Here is an 18,914-nt window from a genome sequence, read left to right on the forward strand (position 1 = left end):
AATTATACTTGTTTTTCTTCGGTTGGTGAATCTTTTGTTTGGGTGGTAATTTTGATTTCGTCGTCAAAAAGTATTCTGACTGAAGGTGTATAATCATCGTCATACTGGCCTGATTTAACAGCAACAATAAAGGCAATAAAAAATCCGATAGCTACGAAAATACTTACTGAAATTAATAGATAGATAACACTCATACCGTAAATTTATGTTAACAAAATTACTTGGTTACAGGCTTTTAAAATATGATAATTATCATGGTCAGAGAAGAATGTTAAATTTAGTAAAAATTTTCTTAAATATTACTAAAATTTTAATTTAATTTTCTAATACTTAAGTAGTTAGATATTATAGTTACAAAACTAACTATGGTAATCGTACTTAAAGGCATAATTATAGCAGCCACCAGGGGAAGAAGATTTCCTGTAATCGCAAAGGTAAGTCCAACAACATTATAGAGCAGTGATAAGGCAAAACTCATTTTGATTATAGTTATTGATTTATGAGATAATTTTAAAAAGTAATTTAGTTTTGAGAACTCACTCGCATCTAAAATTGCATCGCAGGCAGGAGAAAAAACATTGACATTTTCAGAGATCGAAATGCCTACGTTACTTTGTGCTAAAGCACCAGCGTCGTTTAAACCATCCCCAACCATCATTACATTTTGTCCATTTTCCTGTAATTCTTTTATAAATGCTAATTTTTGCTCGGGTTTCTGATTAAAAATAAGTTGTGTATTTTTTGGCAGGAGAGCTTCAAGGTTTGCTCTTTCTCCATCATTATCTCCTGATAATATTTTGATTTGGTAGTTTTTATTCAGTTTCAAAAACAACTCTTCCAGACCTTCACGATATTGGTTTTTAAAATTGAATCTTCCATAATAAATACCATCAATTTTGATATGGAGTGAAGTTGTTTCTATTTCGGATAAATCTGAAATTGAGGCTTCAACAAATGAAGATGAACCAATTATTATTTGTTTGTTTTCTACAAATGCCTGAATTCCTTTTCCGGTTATTTCCTGAAAATCCTCCATTTTAATTTTCTTTGTTTCAGGCAAAAAATCATATAACATTCGACTTAATGGATGATTTGATCCACGAAGCACATTTTTTATTAAAATACTATTTTCTTCTGAAATTATACTTCCTTCATAAGTAATGTCTGCTTTTTTATGCGTTGTAATTGTTCCTGTTTTATCAAAAACTATTGTATCAACTTTTGCTAATTGTTCGATTACTAATGCATTTTTAAGATATAATTTCTTCTTTCCTAGAATTCGTAAAATATTTCCGAAAGTAAATGGCGCCGTTAATGCCAGTGCACAAGGGCAAGCGACAATTAATACTGCAGTAAACACATTAAAGGCTGTATTGGCATCTATAAATATCCAATAACCTAAACATGCAAAAGCAATTAATAATAATATTGGTGTAAAATATCTACTAATGGCATCTGTAATTGTTTTGTGTTTTTGCTGTACATTTTTCTGAAAAATTTCATTGCTCCATAATTGTGTAAGGTAACTTTGAGAAACAGAATGCAGTACTTCCATTTCGATTACTTTACCAATTTGTTTTCCTCCTGCAAATACTTTATCTCCGGATTTTTTGCTAATCGGAATTGCTTCTCCGGTCACAAAACTATAATCGATTTCTGCTTTTTCACTAATTAAAATACCATCAACAGGAATCAATTCCTGATTTCTGATTAATAATCTGTTGCCTTTTAAAACATCATAAATTGGCACACTCTCTTCGGATGTGTCTGTATTAATTCTGGTAACAGCGATTGGAAAATAGGATTTAAAATCTCTTTCAAAACTTAAAAAACTATAGGTTTTTATCTGAAACATTTTTCCGAGTAACATAAAAAAAACCAAACCTGTTAAGCTATCAAAAAAACCGGGTCCGTAATCCATAAGCATATCAAATGTGCTTCGAATAAACATTACGATAATTCCTAATGCAATAGGTATATCAATATTCAGCATTTTAGATTTGATGCTTTTATATGCTGAAACATAATAACCACTTGCTGAGTATAAAAAACTGGGAAGTGACAAAACAAAAATTAATGCTCTAAAAAAGGGCTTATAATTATCGAGCCAAAACTCTTTAATTTCAAAATATTCAGGAAACGAGAGCAGCATTATATTTCCGAAACAAAAAAATGCAACTCCAAGTTTATAGGTTAGGGTTCGATCAACATTGCTTTTTCCTGTTTCATAATTTTCTAAACTAATATAAGGTTCATAGCCAATTGAACTTAGCATATAAACGATGGTTTTAAGTGAAACAAGATCGGAATTATAGGTGATTCGGACTTTTTTCTCAGGAAAATTAACTTGGGAAATATTGATGCCTGATTGTAATTTATTAAGATTTTCGAGGATCCAGATACATGAACTACAATGAATATGTGGAATATTTAGAGATACAATAGCTGTATTGCTTTCTTGAAATTCGAGGACTTTTGATAATATAGCTTCATTATCAAGAAAGTCGTATTTGCCCTGAATATCTTGTGGAGTAGCTCCCGGTGATTTTTCAAAATCATAGTAGCAGGTTAAATCATGAAGGCTAAAAATTTCGTAAACTGTTTTGCAACCATTGCAGCAAAACAATTTATTATCAAAATTGATTTCTTCATTTCCAGCAATGGTTAAACCACAATGAAAACAACCTTGCTCCTCCATAATTTGTTTTTTAAATTGTGCAAAGTTTATAAATTAAAAAAGAGCATAAATATGACATTTATCATGCTTTTTTAAATTATGATTCTAATTTACTAAAAATAAAAAGGCCATTTTTTTTATTGAGATTATTTCTTATTTTTTTTGAAATTATTATGCTTTAAGACATGAATAATGGTTAATTTTGCTCAAAATTTTTGTCATGAATAAATGTGACCAATGTATCGTTCGACAACTAACTTCTTTGAAAGCCCTAAGCAAAGATGAAGTAATAAAACTAGCCAACAGCAAAACAACTTATAAGATAAAAAAAGGTGATGCTATTTTTGAGGAAGGCGAAGTAACCAACGGCGTTTTTTGTGTAAAAGACGGAGTTGGAAAATTATCTAAACTTAGTGCGAACGGAAAAGACCAAATCGTAAAACTTGTTAAATCTGGAGAACTTTTAGGACAGCGTTCTATGATAAGCAATGAACCGGCTAACTTATCTGCGAAAGCTATTGCTGACATGGAGGTTTGTTTTATTCCAAAATCTGAAATCATTAATTTTTTCAATAATAACAATCAGTTCTCAATGAACTTAATGCAATCTGTTTGCGAAGATTTAAAAGAATCTGAAAATGACAAAATTGCACTGGCTCAAAAAACAGTAAAACAGCGATTAGCAGAGACTTTATTATATTTACATCATACGTTTGGTGAAAATACAGATCATACCTTAAAAGTGCAGCTTACCAGAGAGGAATTAGCCGGAATGATTGGAACTGCAACTGAAAGCTGTATTCGTTTATTATCAGATTTTAATAAATTGGAATTGATAGAATTGGCTGGAAAAAAAATTGTGCTTAAAAACGTAAAAGCTTTAAAAAAATTAGCCGAATAATTTAGAGTTTCTTAGCTTCATTCCAGAATACATCCATTTCTGCCAGCGTCATATCCATTAAAGGCTTTCCTAATTCACCTGCTTTGCTTTCTAAATATTGAAAACGTTTGATAAATTTTTTATTAGTACGCTCTAATGCATCTTCTGGGTTTACATTTAAAAATCTGGCATAATTAATCATCGAGAATAAAACATCGCCAAATTCGGCCTCTATTTTATCCTGATCGCCTGCTTTAACTTCGATTTGCAATTCTTGTAATTCTTCCTGCACTTTGTCCCAAACCTGATGCGGTTCTTCCCAATCAAAACCAACACCTTTTACTTTATCCTGAATTCGGCTTGCTTTTACTAATGCTGGTAAACTTCTTGGAACGCCTTCTAATACAGATTTTTTACCTTCTTTTAGTTTTAATTTTTCCCAATTTTGTTTAACTTCTTCTTCATCTTTTACAACAGTGTCACTATAAATATGAGGATGACGATGAATCAGCTTTTCGCAGATTTCATTACAAACATCGGCTATATCAAAATCGTTGGTTTCAGAACCTATTTTAGCATAAAAAACGATATGCAATAACAAATCGCCTAATTCTTTTTTTACTTCATTTAAATCATTATCTAAAATAGCATCTCCTAATTCGTAAGTTTCTTCAATTGTAAGATGCCTGAGCGTTTGCAAAGTTTGTTTTTTATCCCAGGGACATTGCTCGCGTAGTTCATCCATGATAATTAATAATCTTTCGAATGCTTTTAGTTGAAGTTCTTTGTTCATCTTTTTATTTTATACTTCCAAAATTAGAATATTTTATTGAGTATTATGTCAAAAAAAAGAAGGCAAATTATGCCTTCTTTTTTGTTAGATTGATTCTTTAATTTTCCTGCCATTTAATTCCTGAACATTTCTAAAATTATTAACTGGCATTATTTTTCTCAAATCTTTAATCATTTTGATTGAAACATCGATTTGGTTTTTAAAAATAAACCATTCAACACCTTCTGTACAAGGTGGCGTTGTTAATGAACCTGTATAAGTATAATAGGTTTTATTTTGAGGAAGGACTTTATTGATATTAAAATCAGCGTTTACTTTTACAGTATCATTAACTTTGGCTGGTAAATATTTGTCAAGAAATTCAAAAGTTTCATTACTGTTCTTATCCTCTTGTGCCATAATCGCTAATACAGCAAATTTTCCTTCTTTACTTTTATGAACCATGTGAATTACTAACGGATATCTGACTCCTTTTATAGTATGTTCTGCCGGTTCATGAAAATGAAATTGTTTAAGTTCATACTGATTTCCGTTGATGACAATATAATCTCCGGGCTCAAAATCAAACTGAATAGAATGCCCATTATTTATAATATCATGAATTTTTGTCTTTTGATTATAATGAAATTCAATAGGTTTTAATGTTTTATCTTTTTCAGTCTCAACAATATCAACCGGCGATTGAGCATTTCCTCCGCAATCATTCTGATCAATTTCTGACCAATGCTCCGGTCCTGTTTCTCCATCGTAATTCCAATGTTTTTGATGATGTTCTTCTGTTTTTGATGAATCAGAAGATCCTACAGCATTTTCAGTTTCTTTAGTTTTGTTATTACAAGCCGTAATTGTTATTATAGTCAATCCAATCAGTAATGTTGCTTTTATCCTTTTCATAATCAATTCAAAATAAAATATTATTATTCAGTTATAATTTCAACATTAAACACAATAAACTACATTTCAATTAATTACAAATTAAAAGTTTAAATCTTGCTTTAATGTTTTATTATTTTTCTTACAAAAATAGCGTTTTTATTTATTTCTACACATATAATTAAAGCCAATTTTTAAAACAAAAAAAAACCTGTCAAGAAAATATCTTAACAGGATTTGTATATTTTGAAATGTAGTTACCTACTATTCTTCTTTTTTAGCTTTTGCTGTTTTAGCAGCTGGTGCTTTTTTTGCTGGTGCCTTTTTAGGTTTTTCTTCTGCAACCGGAGCAGCTTCTTCTTTAGTTTCAGCAGGAGCCGGAGCTAAATCAGTAACCAGACCTTTTGCCTGAAGTGTGTTATACCAGTTTAATACTTTTTTAATATCAGAAGGATAAACTCTTTCTTCATCATATTCAGGTAAAATTTCTTTAAAGTAAGCCGCTAATTTCGCATTATCTTCTTTATGAGAAAGAGCCTGACCTTTGTTTTCTTTTGTTGCAATACGTTGCATAACTTCAGTCAAAGGTTTTTCGCCTTCGTAAGTATAAATTGAAATTTCAGAAAGTAAACTTACATTACTTTTTAAATTTACTGTAATTTTTTTTCCATCTAATAATGATTCTGCCACGAAACCTGTACGAGTTTGCACTTTCAATACATATAAACCTGGTTTCCCTGAAATGGCTAAAATTTTCTCTAAATTCATGTTTATTAAAATTAGTATTAAGAATTTTTATTCTGTTTTTTAATGTTCTGTTTCTGTAAGAACACTAATTATCTCCCCTTTTTTGCCGAAGCAAACTTCATTCTGTACTCCTGAAAAGTTTTACCTTCAGTGATATTCTTCAATTTCTTTTGAATTAAACGCTTTTTCAAAGAAGATATTTTGTCTGTAAACAAAACTCCTTCGATGTGATCATATTCATGCTGAATGACTCTTGCAATCAAACCATCAAAAACTTCGGTCTTCATTACAAAATCTTCTTCACAATATTCGATCGTTACTGTTGGCTTTCTATATACATCTTCGCGAACATCAGGAATACTAAGGCATCCTTCGTTAAAACTCCACTCCTCGCCTTCTTCTTTAACAATTTTTGCATTTATAAAAGTTTTTTTGAAACCTTTTAATTTTTTTTGCTCATCTGCCTTTAAATCTTCATCATCACTAAAAGGAGTCGTATCAATAACAAATAATCGAATCGATATGCCTACTTGTGGAGCAGCTAACCCCACACCATAAGCATTATACATGGTCTCGTACATGTTTGCTATTGTTTCTTTTAAGTTTGGGTAATCTGGCGTAATTGCCTCACCCACTTTTCTTAAAACCGGATCACCATATCCTACAATTGGTAAAATCATTTGTATTAATTTAAGTATTATCTACTGAAAACACTGAATTTTATCTTCTAATTCAGCTGGCAAAAATAGTAAAAAATAGTCAATGAATAATTCTAAACAACATATTAAATCGCATTTTTACCTGCTTTCTAAAATCTCATCTATAATTATGCCAAATTAATTCGTACAATTCGTACTTTTGCTAGTAAACCTTCATATATGTTAGATAGAATCACAAAATTTATAAACAGTACTTCTTTTTTTAATGCTTCAAAAGTAACTATTGCTTCTGTTGTTCCTGTTATAATTTTGAATTTTTTAGGACATTTCGAAATTGGTTTTACTATAGCTTTAGGTGCTTTTTATACCTATCCAAGTGATATTCCGAGTACTTTGAGCCATAAAATAAAAGGACTTATTGTTGCTTCATTTATAGTTTCAGGTGTAAATTTATTAGTGAATTTCGCCTATCCTTTTCCTTTTTTATTTTATCCTTTTTTAGGATTTCTGTTGTTTTTATGTTCTATGATTTCTGTATACGGACAGCGTGCTACATTGGTTTCATTTTCTGCTTTACTTTCTATTTCTTTATCTTTTGGACATTTGCATCAAGGTTGGGAAGCTGTAGAATATTCTGGTTTTATTTTTATTGGAGGTATTTTATATTTAATCGTATCGCTTGTTTTTCATTTTGTACAACCGTATAAATATGTCGAATTACAAATTTCGGAAGGCATAAAATTAACTGCAAAATATTTAAAATTAAGAGGCGATTTGTGGAGCCCGGAAGCTAACAGAACGGCTATTATCGAAAAACAATTGGCACTTCAGGTTGATATAAATTTGATTAACGAAGATTTGAGAAAGGTTTTAATTGGAAATCAAAATACTTCTGCGGCCACTAGTCAAAACAGAAAAATGTTGTTGGTTTTTATCACTTTAATCGAAATTCAGGAACTGGCTTTATATACTTCATTTGATCATAGCAAACTTCATGAAAAATTTAATAAATATCCTGATGTTTTAAGAACGTACCAAAACGTAGCTTATAAACTGGCTTCAACGTTAAAAAAACTTTCTAAAAACGTACACCATATTGCTGTTTATGTTGATAAAAATGATTTGAAGAATGAGCTTGATGCTCTTGAATTTGCCATTTTTGATTATGAAAAAACATTAGGGAAAGATGAAGCTGCTGAAGGTGTTTTGATGTTAACCAATATGCTGAAATACGCTAAAAACCAGGTTGGGAAAATCAAAATTATTCAAAGAGCTCTTTCTCTTGCAATGCAATCTTATAAACTGAAAGACAAGGATAAAGAATTAGAAAAATTCTTAACTCCACAATATTATCCATTGCGTACTTTGATTGAAAATATGAGTTTTTCATCTTCTATTTTCAGACATTCTTTGCGGTTGACGATTACTATTTTGATTGGTTTCGTTATTGGAAAGTTCTTGCCTTTTCAAAATGTATATTGGATCTTGCTTACTATTGTTGTAATCATGCGTCCGGGTTATGGTTTAACCAAAGAAAGATCATATAATCGAATCTTCGGAACTATTTTGGGAGGGTTGCTTGCATTTGGTATTGTATCATTGGTTCAGAATCACGTTGCTTTAAGCATTTTCTCTATTGTTTGTATGCTTTTGGGAATTTCGTTTACTCAAATCAATTATAAAATAAGTGCCACTTTTGTCACTATGTATGTTGTTTTTATTTACGGAATTCTAACCCCAAATGTTGTCGAGGTAATTCAGTTTAGAATATTAGATTCACTTACCGGAGCTATTTTAGCCTTTTTAGCCAATCAGTTTTTATGGCCGGCCTGGGAATTTATAAATACACCTATTCATATCGAAAATTCGATTCGTGCGAATCGAAATTATCTTAAGGAAATTGCTGATTTTTATAATAAAAAAGGAGAGGTTCCAACTTCTTACCGATTATCCAGAAAGCATGCTTTTGTTGAAATTGGTAATTTAATGACTTCATTTCAACGTATGATGCAGGAACCAAAATCAAAACAAAAGACACTTCCGTTGGTGAATAAACTGGTGGTTTTAAATCACTCGCTTCTTTCGGCATTAGCTTCTTTATCCACTTATATTCAGTCACACCAAACAACATCTGCTTCAGATTCGTTTAATTATATTATAAAAACCATTTTATCTAATCTGGAACAATCAATCTCGATTTTAAAAAATGAAACTATTATTGTTGATACGTTTTTTGATAAAGAAGATGTCACTTTGCAATTTGAAGAACTTAAACGTATTAATTTTACACGCTTAATAATAGATGACGAACTTGATAAGGAAACTCGCCAGGCTAAAATGCAGGAAGCTCAAATGGTTATTGAACAATTGATCTGGATGAGCAATCTGGCTGAAAAGATTTTAAAAATTACAAAAGAATTAAAAGCAACAAATCCAGATTAATTCATCTGGATTTGTTGCTTTTATATAAAATCGTGAGCTTAATTATTTAGTTTTAAAACTTCAGAAGTATGTTTTCTGATTTCTGATAAAAGCTCAGGTTTGTCGTTTAATGTTTGTCCGTAAGACGGAATCATATTTTTCATTTTTGATTCCCATTCAGGCGTTTTAATTTGATTTGTAAAACATCTGCTTATTAAATCAATCATAATCGAAACAGCTGTTGATGCTCCGGGAGAAGCTCCTAATAAAACTGCCAAAGTTCCGTCATGTGTATTAATCACTTCAGTTCCAAATTCTAAAACCCCACCTTCTTTTTCATCTTTTTTAATTACCTGAACACGTTGTCCTGCTCTTTCTAATTTCCAGTCTTTAGAACGTGCTGTTGGTAAATATTCACGAAGCGCATTCATTCTGTCTTTTGGAGACTGACGAACTTGTTCGATTAAATATTTAGTTAGAGGAATATTATGAAATCCCGCTGATAACATCGGAATTAAATTATTTGCTTTTATAGATAATGGTAAATCAAGATAAGATCCGTTTTTTAAGAAACGGGTTGAAAATCCTGCGAAAGGTCCAAAAAGTAATGCTTTTTCGCCATCAATTACACGTGTATCAATATGCGGAACCGACATTGGAGGCGCTCCAACGCTTGCTTTTCCGTAAACTTTTGCCTGATGTTTTGCAATTACTTCAGGATTGGTACATTTTAACCATTGTCCGCTTACCGGAAATCCTCCGTAACCATTTCCTTCTGGAACATTTGCTTTTTCTAACAATGGTAGTGAACCTCCACCTGCACCAATAAATACGAATTTGGTATATGCTTTTCTTGTTGTATCGTTTGATAAATCGGTAATTTTAATTCTCCATGATTTATCTTCGCGTTGTTTTAACTTTTTTACTTCATGATTATAATGTAAAGTAACACCATCAAGTTTTTCTAAATAGCTAAACATGCTTCTGGTTAAAGCTCCAAAATTTACATCGGTACCAATTGGCATGTGAGTTGCAGCTAACTTTTCGTTATTTTCTCTGCCTTCCATTACAAGCGGCATCCATTGTTTTAATTGCTCAAATTCTGTACTAAAAGTCATTTGAGAAAAAATTGGATTGCTTTGCAAAGCTTTAAATCTTTTCGTTAAGTATTCAACGTTTTTTTCTCCCCAAACAAAACTCATGTGAGGAACGCTTTTTATAAAATTATCGGGAGACGGAACTTTATTTTCTTGCACTAAATAAGACCAGAACTGACGAGAAACTTCGAATGATTCTGCTATACTTATTGCTTTTTTAGGGTCAATACTTCCGTCAGCCTTTTCGGGAGTGTAATTTAGTTCACAAAAGGCAGAATGTCCCGTTCCTGCATTATTCCATGCATCAGAACTTTCGGCTGCGGCAACATCTAATCTTTCGTAAATTTCAATTTTAATATCGGGTTGTAACTCTTTCAAAATTAGTCCAAGAGTGGCACTCATAATTCCAGCTCCAATGAGTACTACTTCACTATTAGAACGTATTGTTTCGTCAGGCATAACAGTATTTATTTTAAAATGCAAAGGTACTTTTTATAATTGCAAAAAAAAACTAATTTGACATGATAAAAGTTATGTTTTTCTAAAAAATAATATGAATTGTGATTATTGAAAGAAAATTCTAAAATCGTTTTGAGGAAAGATAATCCTGAAGCATTATTGTAGCAGAAATTTCGTCGATCAATCCTTTATTTTGACGTTGTTTTTTGCTCAATCCACTGTCGATCATCGTTTGAAATGCCATTTTTGAAGTAAAGCGCTCATCTACACGAACCACTTTCATATCTGGGAAAATATTAGAAAAATGAGTTACAAAACCTTTAATTATTGGCGCACTTTCTGAAGGTTGCCCATTCATTTGTTTTGGCTCTCCAATTAAGACCACTTCGACTTTTTCTTTAGTAAAATAGTCTTTCAAAAAATCAATCAAAGTATTGGTTGGAATCGTTGTTAAACCTGATGCTATAATTTGCATTTCGTCTGTAACGGCAATTCCAGTGCGTTTTTGTCCGTAATCTATGGAGAGAATTCTTGGCATTTTTTAGTTTTTGCTAATTTACTTAAAATGTATTTTTATGTTTTAAAATACCTATAATATAAACTATTTCTTGTTGTGAATCTATTTTAATAATTGTAGTGTAACCTTTAAAAACATAGTCTCGATAAGATTCATCTTTAAAATAAATTGATTTCTTGAAATGAAAAGGATTTACTAAGTCTTTTTTGAGTTTTTTTAGTAAATCATTTTTGAATTTTCTTGCAGCAACAGGTTTATCTTTTGCAATAAAATGTACTATATCATTTAAATCATAATTAAACTCAATAGTTAATTTAATGTTCATATTTTGAAATCGTATCTTCTAATAAAATATTTAATTCTTCAAAAGTGCTGTATTCAGCAGTTCCATTTGTTATTTTTTCTGCTCGTTCTTGAAGTTTCTTTCTATTTTCATCAAAGTCTGGATCCTCTTGAGTTATTTTCAATTCATCAGAAGAAAATGAGCTTAAAAATTTTAAGATTTTCTCTTTAATCTCTGGCTGAAATTCTAATCTTATTGCTTCCATAATACTTTCATTTTACTACACAAATATAAGCTTTTTAAAAACAAAAAATTATTTTTAAATCTTCAACAATAACGAAAACAAAAACTGTATTATTATTACTTAAAAAAAATCCGCTTTGAGAATTCAAAACGGATTTACTCCCAAATATTTAAAACCTAAAAAATCAATTATTATTATCTATTAAATAAACGGCCAAAAAAGCCTCTTTGTTCTTCGTCTTCTTCTTCAACATGTTTTTCTTCATACTGATCAAATTTTGCGTGTCCTCTTTCCTGTTCAAAAATCAAGTCTTTAATATATTCGACATAACTTTTTCCTTTTTCTTCTAAAAATCCAATCAGGTATTTTTCGCTAAATTCCATTCCGCTTGCTGCTTCAATTTGCAACAGTTTTTTATATAATGGTTCAATGTGTAACGCTATAACTTCTTGCGGAACCGCTTGTCTTCTACCAAAATAATTTACAATGACATCGTTCTCATCTCTCGAAATTTCAAAATCGGTAATAACCCAATAATATCTTCCTGATTTAGCCAGATTTTTTACAATAGCATGAAAGTTTTTTCCGTTTTTAAGATTTTCCCATAAAACTTTGAAGATTACTTTTGGCATATCCGGGTGACGAATAATATTATGGGGTTGCCCCATTAATTCATAATCTTCATAACCAGAAACATCAACAAATACTTCATTGGCATATTCAATGATTCCAAATGCATTTGTTTTACTCATAATTACCTGAGTTTTGTCCCAAGAGACTTCTTTATCAATAATAGTTCTCTGTTGTCTTTGAAGTTGATTTTCCTGATTCATATATCTGTAGATTAAAGCTTTTGTTTTTCGGATTTTTATCTTAGTGATTCGCAGCTTGTATTGCAAAAAACCTGCGGCGAAATTAATCTGAACTAAGAATACAAAACCTGACTTTTGTCATATTCTAATATTAAAAAAACTTTTAGAGGTAGTTTATTTGATTAATAATAAAGTCGCGGGTTATTTATTTATCAAATTAAAAACAAAAAGTTAAATCTGTAACATTTTCAGAGGGTTTTACTTTTTTGCTTTTGCCCAAATACGCTATCTTTGCAAAAAATTAAAACTTATGAATTCTTTACAGACTATAATTGAACAAGCTTGGGAAAACAGAGCTTTATTACAAGAAACGACTACAACTGATGCTATTAGAGAAGTTATCGAATTAGTAGACGCTGGAAAATTACGTTGCGCTGAACCAGTTGGTGACAAGTGGCAGGTAAACGAATGGGTAAAAAAAGCAGTTGTTATGTATTTCCCAATTCAGAAAATGGAAACATGGGAGTCTGGTATTTTCGAATATCACGACAAAATGTTGCTAAAGAGAGGTTTTGCTGAAAAAGGAATTCGTGTTGTACCAAATGCTGTAGCGCGTTACGGAGCTTATATTTCGAGTGGTGTTATTTTGATGCCGAGTTATGTAAATATTGGTGCTTATGTAGACGAAGGAACTATGGTTGATACTTGGGCAACTGTTGGTAGTTGTGCACAAATTGGTAAAAACGTTCACTTAAGCGGTGGTGTTGGTATTGGTGGAGTTTTAGAGCCTTTACAAGCTGCTCCGGTTATTATCGAAGATGGCGCTTTTATTGGTTCTCGTTGTATTGTTGTAGAAGGAGTTCATGTTGGTAAAGAAGCTGTTCTTGGTGCTAATGTTTGTTTGACTGCTTCAACAAAAATTATCGATGTTACCGGTGATGAACCAGTTGAAATGAAAGGTTTTGTTCCTGCACGCTCAGTTGTAATTCCTGGAAGTTATACTAAAAAATTCGCTGCCGGAGAGTTTCAGGTTCCATGTGCTTTAATTATTGGTACTCGTAAACCATCTACAGATTTAAAAACGTCATTAAACAATGCGCTTCGTGAATACGATGTTGCTGTTTAATTTACAGTCTTATAAATAACAAAAAAAGGAATGAGATATCTCATTCCTTTTTTTATATATTTTTTTGTGTTACTTACTCTTTTGTTGAAGTTTTAAAAGTTTAGCATATTTCATATAGGTGAAAAAACCCTGAGTTATCGAAAATGTTAAACCATCCAATCCGTTTAAAAAACCTCTTTTTAAAAAATAACATTTTACAAAAGAAACTGATCCATTTAATATAGGTTTAAAGCTATTAACCTTTTTTTTACGGTCAAAAAACTGTTGAGCATGCCAAGTCGAATATAAATTTTTCTTGCAGATAAGCTGATCAAAATCTTCCCATGCGTAATGGTGTATATGAACTTTTAGATGAGTTTTATTTTTTCCTGAAACTTTTTGGTGAACTCTGTCTTTTGATGGTGAAGCTGTTTTTTTATTAAAAAAACGTGATGTTTTATCAGGATACCAACCAGCAAAATCTATTACTTTACCGTTCATATAATTATATAAACTAAAAGCATAGACATCAAAATCCTGATTTTTGTATTTTCCTGATAATATAAAGTTTTCGGCATCTTCAGCCAAAATCTCATCAGCATCCATATTTAAGATCCAATCATTTTTACAATAAGGAAGTCCATAAATTCTTTGAGGTCCATCACCTAAGAAAGCTTGCGAAATAACCTTAGCACCCTTTTCTTCTGCAATTTTTACTGTATTATCTGTACTTAATGAATCTATAACAATTACCTCGTCGCAAATTTTAAACAGAGCATCTATACATTTTGCAATGTGCCTTTCTTCATTATAGGTTATTACCAGTCCACTAATCTCCATATATATATTTAAAATAATTTAAGCTTTCCTATTTTCAATTTTAATTTAAATCTAAACAAACTATCTTCTCCTTTTATATCTATTCTTTTTACTAAATAATCATTTTTAAAAGGAAATTTATTTACCCTGTTCCCTATTCGCAAACCATATTTCATGCCATTTTCACGCATTACTTTCTTAAATACAGCAAATTCTGCATCTTTCTTAGCATAATTTCCAAAAGGATAAGCTAAAACAGGTTTTATATCTAATTCATTATCTGCTATAAAATTGTTAGACTTAATAAAATCAGCTTCTAATTCTTCTTTAGATAATGAACTGTATCTTTTATGCTCAAAAGAATGATAACCCAACTCAATAAAATTGCTGTCTAATCCTTTTAATTGTTCAACACTCATTATCTTTTCTTTTCCTTCAATCCAATAATCAAAATTACCAACGAAAGAAAATGGTATAAAAAAAGATGCTTTCAATTGATATTTTTTTAGCAAAGGCACTGCATATATAAGCTGACATTCTGTAACATCATCAAAAGTGATAATAATACTTTTTGAGGGCAATTCTTTTAAATTTTCTAAATCTTTAAAATGAAATGTCGTGTAATTATTCTCGTGTAGAAACTTAAATTGTGATTCTAACTTTGACACAGAAATACTTAAATCTAAAGATTTAGCTTCGTCTATAACAACGTTATGGTACATTAAAATTGGCAACTTTGACATTTATTTATTTTTTCGCAAAGCTATTGATTTATCGTGATATTTTTAACAAATAAAAAGTTCTTTTGAAAAAATAACGCAAAGAATGGAATATATTACACTTGACGGTGTTTTTTTTCAATTCCATGTACTGGTATTTTCAATCGACGAAACAGGATTATCAATCGACGAATATGATTGAATAATAATGACCTAGACTTAATTACAAAGCAAAAGCATTTGCATCAACAACCTTAATTGTAGATGGCACAAAAAATAAACTATTTACTGTTTAAATATTTATTTTAGCTTTTTTTGAAGTTTTAAAAGCTTAGCATATTTCATATAAGAAAAGTAACTCTGAATCATTGCTATCGATAATCCGTCGAGACCATTAAAAACACCTTTCTTAAAAAAGTAGCATCTAATAAAGGAGACAGTTCCGTTAAGAATTGGTTTAAAAGCATTAATCCTTACTCCCTGATCAAATAATTGTTGTGCGTGCCACCCCGAGTATTGATTTTTTTTTGCAATAATTTGATCTAAAGAATCCCAGCCATAGTGTAAAATATGAACTGCTGCTTTTTTCTCGTTTTGAGTTATTATTTTTTGATGTACTATAGAATTTGAGGGATGTGCCGTCTGTTTATTAAAAAAACGCACTTTATGATCCGGATACCATCCTGAAAAATCAATAAGTTTATCGCCTAAAAAGTTTTTTACCCTGAAACTAAAAGCATCGTGGTTTCCTTCAAGGTATTTTTTATTTATAATAAATTGTTCTGCATCCGTATCCAGAAACTCATCTGCATCAAGATTCAAAATCCAATCATTTTTACAATACGGCAAACCATGTGTGCGTTGCGGTCCGTCTCCTAAAAAAGCCTGCTCAATAACTACAGCGCCTTTTTCTTTAGCAATTTCAACAGTACGGTCCTTGCTAAATGAGTCTACTATGATTACTTCGTTACAAACTTTTAGTAAAGCATCTATACATTTTCCTATGTTTTTTTCTTCATTGAAAGTAATAACAAGACCACTAATTTCCATTGCAAATTTTAATTTATTAACTACAAAAATATAACTTTTTTACTTTAGTTTAATCTTATTGTGACCTTACGTTTGCACACTTCATAAAATAGTTTGTAATTTAGCCTTGAAAATTGAACACGAAAATAATGAGAATATTAGTCATTCAGCAAAAAAGAATTGGAGATGTATTAACAAGTACCATAATTTGCAACAACTTAAAAACCAAATTTCCTGACGCTGTGATAGATTATATGTGCTATCCCAATTCTGTCGATGTACTAAAAGAAAATCCAAATATTGATACCGTTATTCCTTTATCAAACAAGGTTAGAAAATCAATCCCTTCATTATTTAAATTTATTTTTCAAATCCGTAAAAGAAAATACGATGCAGTAATTGATGTATACTCAAAGTTAGAGACTAATTTAATTACTATGTTTTCCGGAGCAAAATATAAAGTTTCGTATCATAAATGGTATACTAAAATATTTTACAATTATACTTACGAACGTTTTGATGCTGTAGAATCAGAACATGGCTTAGCTATTGAAAATCGTTTGTTACTTCTTAAACCATTTATTTCTGAAAAAATTACAGATGTAAAACCAAAAATATTTCTAAAAGAGTCTGAAATTGAAGATGCTAAAAATCTTCTGAAAAGTTATAATGTAGATAACAGCAAACCTTTAATCATGTTTGGGATTTTAGGAAGCGAAGTTTATAAAACCTATCCTTTAGACGGAATGGCAAAAATTATCGATTTTACAGTCGCTAAAACCAATGCTACTATTATATTCAATTATGTTCCGTATCAAAAAGATCTTGCATTAGAAATATATAATTATTGTACTGAAGAAACAAAAAAACATATTGTTTTTGATTTGTATTGTACAGAATTACGCCCGTTTTTAGCATTATTATCACAATGTGAAATGCTCATAGGAAATGAAGGAGGAGCTGTAAATATGGCTAAAGCACTTGAAATTCCGACTTTTTCAATATTTACACCTTCTGTTAGAAAAGAAACATGGCAAATATTCGAAAATGAAGCTAAAAATGTTTCTATTCACCTAAAAGATTTAAAGCCTGAAATATACCAACAATATACGGAACAATATATAAAGGATCATACTTTTGAATATTATGCTGAATATCCTTTAGCACTAATGCTTGAAAAACTAGAGACCTATTTTCAAGAATATAAAAATTGAAAAGTAAAAATATCAAATGAGTGCTAATGAAAAGCCAAAGTTGTCCGTTTTGATTATTACGCTAAACGAAGAACGCTATATAAAATCATTGCTTGAAGATATTGATTTTGCCGATGAAATAATTGTGATAGATTCTTACAGTACTGATCAAACGGTTGCTATAATTAACTCATTTGAAAATGTGAAATTAATTCAAAATAAATTTATTAATTACACATTACAACGCAATTTTGGCCTCGATCAGGCAAAAAATCCCTGGATATTATTTATTGATGCTGATGAGAAATTAACTCCTAATTTAAAATCTGAGATCCTTAAAACAATAAATGATAATTACGCTGCAAGCGCCTATTTGATATACCGAACTTTTATGTTCAAAAACAGGAAATTACATTTTAGCGGATGGCAAACTGATAAGATTTTCAGGCTTTTTAAAAAATCAGATTGCAGGTATACCGAAGATAGAATGGTTCATGAAAAACTGATTGTAAACGGAGAAATTGCAACTTTAAAACACAAAATTATTCATTTTTCATACACTTCATTTCTGGATTATAAGATGAAAATGTATAATTATGGCGTTTTAAAAGCACACGAAAAACTAAAAAAAGGACAGAAACCATCTTATTTAAAGCTGGTTTTCCATCCTACTTATACTTTTTTATATCAATATTTAATTAGACTTGGAATTTTAGATGGCATAAAAGGAATAACTATATGTTATCTAAATGCTTATAGTATTTTTATTCGATATAAAGAACTTTTCCGAATTACTTCTTCCAGAATTTAAGCTTCTTTTTCAAACGTTTTTTTCTGTGAAATTGTTCCTGAAAATCAGCAGTATATTTCCATAAAGTATCAAATATTTTTTGCTCAGATTCTCCGTATAACTTAGCATATTCGTTACTCATTACTGCAACCATGTCTTTTAAAGGAGTTAAACGGCACAAATTTTTCATTCGCATTTCAAAAGTCATAGATTCATGAAATTCCATTCGGTTTAAATCAACCAAAAAGAATTCATAATTTCCGTCTTCTTTCTTTTTAATTAAAGTATTTCCTGGCGAATGATCTAAAAATTCGATTCCTTTTTCATGAAGTCCAAAACTAAATCTGGTAAACTGCCTTAATATGTTTTCACCATCAGGATAGTTAGGAATTTCTACCAACTCTCTATAAGTTAATTCCGTTACTAGATGTTCGCTTACATAATAACTGTCTCTTAAACCCAGCCAGCTAAAATTTTCAAGAAAAGCAATAGGCTGAGGCGTACCAATACCTCTTTCTAATAAAATTGTTGCATATTCAAAAGATCGTTTTGCCTTAGATTTTCTAAAATATTTATAAGCAACTTTATTTATTAAATTGGGAATTTTAAATGACTTAATATTAATTGTTTTATCACCTAAATCAAATAATTTTATGATGTTACGTTGTCCGTTACCAAAAAGAATACCTGAATTATTAAAATTTTTAATAATGTGAAGAATGGATTCAGTCTCGTTAGTAAAAATCTTATTTACTTTAAAATTCATGTAGAATATTTTTATGAACAACAAAAATACG

At 30.4% G+C, this 18,914-nt stretch carries 20 protein-coding genes; 5 read left to right on the top strand and 15 right to left on the bottom strand.

Annotation, left to right across the window (positions count from 1 at the left end; genetic code table 11):
• Nucleotides 1-2: 2 nt before the first annotated feature.
• Together ccoS and GKZ86_RS09530 are read right to left on the bottom strand one after the other, a co-directional pair.
• Complete coding sequence (gene ccoS, locus GKZ86_RS09525; protein WP_154782882.1) at nucleotides 3-194, bottom strand: cbb3-type cytochrome oxidase assembly protein CcoS; 192 nt, start codon at nucleotides 192-194, stop codon at nucleotides 3-5.
• A 116-nt stretch (nucleotides 195-310) separates the two neighbouring features.
• Nucleotides 311-2,698: a heavy metal translocating P-type ATPase metal-binding domain-containing protein gene (locus GKZ86_RS09530; RefSeq protein ID WP_154782883.1), complete on the bottom strand. Its 2,388-nt coding sequence runs from the start codon at nucleotides 2,696-2,698 to the stop codon at nucleotides 311-313.
• 199 nt (nucleotides 2,699-2,897) lie between these two features.
• On the opposite strand from GKZ86_RS09530, the gene GKZ86_RS09535 reads away from it, so the two are divergent.
• Complete coding sequence (locus GKZ86_RS09535; RefSeq protein ID WP_154782884.1) at nucleotides 2,898-3,578, top strand: Crp/Fnr family transcriptional regulator; 681 nt, start codon at nucleotides 2,898-2,900, stop codon at nucleotides 3,576-3,578.
• 1 nt (nucleotide 3,579) lies between these two features.
• On the opposite strand, the gene mazG is transcribed toward GKZ86_RS09535, so the two are convergent.
• The 4 genes from mazG to def all read right to left on the bottom strand — a co-directional run bounded on the left by mazG (nucleotide 3,580) and on the right by def (nucleotide 6,650).
• Nucleotides 3,580-4,350, bottom strand: a complete 771-nt coding sequence (gene mazG / locus GKZ86_RS09540; RefSeq protein ID WP_154782885.1) for a nucleoside triphosphate pyrophosphohydrolase — start codon at nucleotides 4,348-4,350, stop codon at nucleotides 3,580-3,582.
• An 84-nt stretch (nucleotides 4,351-4,434) separates the two neighbouring features.
• Nucleotides 4,435-5,244 (bottom strand): carbonic anhydrase, encoded by an 810-nt coding sequence (locus tag GKZ86_RS09545; RefSeq protein ID WP_154782886.1) that lies wholly within the window; start codon nucleotides 5,242-5,244, stop codon nucleotides 4,435-4,437.
• Nucleotides 5,245-5,487: 243 nt separating this feature from the next.
• Nucleotides 5,488-5,991: a DUF5606 domain-containing protein gene (locus GKZ86_RS09550; RefSeq protein WP_154782887.1), complete on the bottom strand. Its 504-nt coding sequence runs from the start codon at nucleotides 5,989-5,991 to the stop codon at nucleotides 5,488-5,490.
• 68 nt (nucleotides 5,992-6,059) lie between these two features.
• A complete protein-coding gene (def, locus tag GKZ86_RS09555) occupies nucleotides 6,060-6,650 on the bottom strand; it encodes a peptide deformylase (RefSeq protein ID WP_154782888.1) in 591 nt (196 codons plus the stop codon).
• A 198-nt stretch (nucleotides 6,651-6,848) separates the two neighbouring features.
• Here def and GKZ86_RS09560 point away from each other — a divergent pair, with 198 nt between their 5' ends.
• The gene (locus GKZ86_RS09560; RefSeq protein WP_154782889.1) at nucleotides 6,849-9,071 is read left to right on the top strand and encodes an FUSC family membrane protein; all 2,223 of its coding nucleotides are present in this window, start codon (nucleotides 6,849-6,851) and stop codon (nucleotides 9,069-9,071) included.
• 38 nt (nucleotides 9,072-9,109) lie between these two features.
• Here GKZ86_RS09560 and GKZ86_RS09565 read toward each other — a convergent pair whose 3' ends face one another.
• The 5 genes from GKZ86_RS09565 to GKZ86_RS09585 all read right to left on the bottom strand — a co-directional run bounded on the left by GKZ86_RS09565 (nucleotide 9,110) and on the right by GKZ86_RS09585 (nucleotide 12,483).
• Nucleotides 9,110-10,606, bottom strand: a complete 1,497-nt coding sequence (locus GKZ86_RS09565) for a malate:quinone oxidoreductase (RefSeq protein WP_154782890.1) — start codon at nucleotides 10,604-10,606, stop codon at nucleotides 9,110-9,112.
• 121 nt (nucleotides 10,607-10,727) lie between these two features.
• On the bottom strand, nucleotides 10,728-11,144 hold the full coding sequence (ruvX, locus tag GKZ86_RS09570) for a Holliday junction resolvase RuvX (protein WP_154782891.1): 417 nt from the start codon (nucleotides 11,142-11,144) through the stop codon (nucleotides 10,728-10,730).
• A 22-nt stretch (nucleotides 11,145-11,166) separates the two neighbouring features.
• Nucleotides 11,167-11,448: a type II toxin-antitoxin system RelE/ParE family toxin gene (locus GKZ86_RS09575; protein WP_154782892.1), complete on the bottom strand. Its 282-nt coding sequence runs from the start codon at nucleotides 11,446-11,448 to the stop codon at nucleotides 11,167-11,169.
• The gene (locus GKZ86_RS09580; protein ID WP_154782893.1) at nucleotides 11,438-11,671 is read right to left on the bottom strand and encodes a hypothetical protein; all 234 of its coding nucleotides are present in this window, start codon (nucleotides 11,669-11,671) and stop codon (nucleotides 11,438-11,440) included. Before GKZ86_RS09580 ends, GKZ86_RS09575 begins: the two co-directional genes overlap by 11 nt.
• A gap of 173 nt (nucleotides 11,672-11,844) precedes the next feature.
• Nucleotides 11,845-12,483, bottom strand: coding sequence for a PAS domain-containing protein (locus GKZ86_RS09585; protein WP_154782894.1), 639 nt, complete (start codon nucleotides 12,481-12,483; stop codon nucleotides 11,845-11,847).
• Between the two features lie 289 nt (nucleotides 12,484-12,772).
• Here GKZ86_RS09585 and GKZ86_RS09590 point away from each other — a divergent pair, with 289 nt between their 5' ends.
• Entirely contained in the window at nucleotides 12,773-13,588 is an 816-nt protein-coding gene (locus GKZ86_RS09590; RefSeq protein ID WP_133508629.1) for a 2,3,4,5-tetrahydropyridine-2,6-dicarboxylate N-succinyltransferase, read from the top strand.
• A 69-nt stretch (nucleotides 13,589-13,657) separates the two neighbouring features.
• Here GKZ86_RS09590 and GKZ86_RS09595 read toward each other — a convergent pair whose 3' ends face one another.
• From GKZ86_RS09595 to GKZ86_RS09605, 3 genes are all read right to left on the bottom strand, one after another.
• Nucleotides 13,658-14,407: a glycosyltransferase family 2 protein gene (locus GKZ86_RS09595; RefSeq protein WP_154782895.1), complete on the bottom strand. Its 750-nt coding sequence runs from the start codon at nucleotides 14,405-14,407 to the stop codon at nucleotides 13,658-13,660.
• An 8-nt stretch (nucleotides 14,408-14,415) separates the two neighbouring features.
• Entirely contained in the window at nucleotides 14,416-15,129 is a 714-nt protein-coding gene (locus tag GKZ86_RS09600) for a polysaccharide deacetylase family protein (RefSeq protein ID WP_154782896.1), read from the bottom strand.
• A gap of 276 nt (nucleotides 15,130-15,405) precedes the next feature.
• Nucleotides 15,406-16,155, bottom strand: a complete 750-nt coding sequence (locus GKZ86_RS09605; RefSeq protein WP_154782897.1) for a glycosyltransferase family 2 protein — start codon at nucleotides 16,153-16,155, stop codon at nucleotides 15,406-15,408.
• Nucleotides 16,156-16,283: 128 nt separating this feature from the next.
• Here GKZ86_RS09605 and GKZ86_RS09610 point away from each other — a divergent pair, with 128 nt between their 5' ends.
• Together GKZ86_RS09610 and GKZ86_RS09615 are read left to right on the top strand one after the other, a co-directional pair.
• On the top strand, nucleotides 16,284-17,348 hold the full coding sequence (locus GKZ86_RS09610) for a glycosyltransferase family 9 protein (RefSeq protein WP_154782898.1): 1,065 nt from the start codon (nucleotides 16,284-16,286) through the stop codon (nucleotides 17,346-17,348).
• A 16-nt stretch (nucleotides 17,349-17,364) separates the two neighbouring features.
• On the top strand, nucleotides 17,365-18,138 hold the full coding sequence (locus GKZ86_RS09615) for a glycosyltransferase family 2 protein (RefSeq protein WP_154782899.1): 774 nt from the start codon (nucleotides 17,365-17,367) through the stop codon (nucleotides 18,136-18,138).
• Here GKZ86_RS09615 and GKZ86_RS09620 read toward each other — a convergent pair.
• Nucleotides 18,119-18,883, bottom strand: a complete 765-nt coding sequence (locus GKZ86_RS09620) for a Kdo domain containing protein (RefSeq protein ID WP_154782900.1) — start codon at nucleotides 18,881-18,883, stop codon at nucleotides 18,119-18,121. The two genes, GKZ86_RS09615 and GKZ86_RS09620, sit on opposite strands and share 20 nt — an antisense overlap.
• Between the last annotated feature and the right edge of the window lie 31 nt (nucleotides 18,884-18,914).

Origin of the sequence: Flavobacterium sp. LC2016-13, from assembly GCF_009707955.1 — a bacterium.
In the GTDB taxonomy this organism is placed as follows: Bacteria; Bacteroidota; Bacteroidia; order Flavobacteriales; family Flavobacteriaceae; genus Flavobacterium.

What these genes read in the sequence shown, in the direction of transcription:
- ccoS (WP_154782882.1), bottom strand. Translation starts at nt 194, where the DNA reads ATGAGTGTTATCTATCTATTAATTTCAGTAAGTATTTTCGTAGCTATC.
- GKZ86_RS09530 (WP_154782883.1), bottom strand. Translation starts at nt 2,698, where the DNA reads ATGGAGGAGCAAGGTTGTTTTCATTGTGGTTTAACCATTGCTGGAAAT.
- GKZ86_RS09535 (WP_154782884.1), top strand. Translation starts at nt 2,898, where the DNA reads ATGAATAAATGTGACCAATGTATCGTTCGACAACTAACTTCTTTGAAA.
- mazG (WP_154782885.1), bottom strand. Translation starts at nt 4,350, where the DNA reads ATGAACAAAGAACTTCAACTAAAAGCATTCGAAAGATTATTAATTATC.
- GKZ86_RS09545 (WP_154782886.1), bottom strand. Translation starts at nt 5,244, where the DNA reads ATGAAAAGGATAAAAGCAACATTACTGATTGGATTGACTATAATAACA.
- GKZ86_RS09550 (WP_154782887.1), bottom strand. Translation starts at nt 5,991, where the DNA reads ATGAATTTAGAGAAAATTTTAGCCATTTCAGGGAAACCAGGTTTATAT.
- def (WP_154782888.1), bottom strand. Translation starts at nt 6,650, where the DNA reads ATGATTTTACCAATTGTAGGATATGGTGATCCGGTTTTAAGAAAAGTG.
- GKZ86_RS09560 (WP_154782889.1), top strand. Translation starts at nt 6,849, where the DNA reads ATGTTAGATAGAATCACAAAATTTATAAACAGTACTTCTTTTTTTAAT.
- GKZ86_RS09565 (WP_154782890.1), bottom strand. Translation starts at nt 10,606, where the DNA reads ATGCCTGACGAAACAATACGTTCTAATAGTGAAGTAGTACTCATTGGA.
- ruvX (WP_154782891.1), bottom strand. Translation starts at nt 11,144, where the DNA reads ATGCCAAGAATTCTCTCCATAGATTACGGACAAAAACGCACTGGAATT.
- GKZ86_RS09575 (WP_154782892.1), bottom strand. Translation starts at nt 11,448, where the DNA reads ATGAACATTAAATTAACTATTGAGTTTAATTATGATTTAAATGATATA.
- GKZ86_RS09580 (WP_154782893.1), bottom strand. Translation starts at nt 11,671, where the DNA reads ATGGAAGCAATAAGATTAGAATTTCAGCCAGAGATTAAAGAGAAAATC.
- GKZ86_RS09585 (WP_154782894.1), bottom strand. Translation starts at nt 12,483, where the DNA reads ATGAATCAGGAAAATCAACTTCAAAGACAACAGAGAACTATTATTGAT.
- GKZ86_RS09590 (WP_133508629.1), top strand. Translation starts at nt 12,773, where the DNA reads ATGAATTCTTTACAGACTATAATTGAACAAGCTTGGGAAAACAGAGCT.
- GKZ86_RS09595 (WP_154782895.1), bottom strand. Translation starts at nt 14,407, where the DNA reads ATGGAGATTAGTGGACTGGTAATAACCTATAATGAAGAAAGGCACATT.
- GKZ86_RS09600 (WP_154782896.1), bottom strand. Translation starts at nt 15,129, where the DNA reads ATGTCAAAGTTGCCAATTTTAATGTACCATAACGTTGTTATAGACGAA.
- GKZ86_RS09605 (WP_154782897.1), bottom strand. Translation starts at nt 16,155, where the DNA reads ATGGAAATTAGTGGTCTTGTTATTACTTTCAATGAAGAAAAAAACATA.
- GKZ86_RS09610 (WP_154782898.1), top strand. Translation starts at nt 16,284, where the DNA reads ATGAGAATATTAGTCATTCAGCAAAAAAGAATTGGAGATGTATTAACA.
- GKZ86_RS09615 (WP_154782899.1), top strand. Translation starts at nt 17,365, where the DNA reads ATGAGTGCTAATGAAAAGCCAAAGTTGTCCGTTTTGATTATTACGCTA.
- GKZ86_RS09620 (WP_154782900.1), bottom strand. Translation starts at nt 18,883, where the DNA reads ATGAATTTTAAAGTAAATAAGATTTTTACTAACGAGACTGAATCCATT.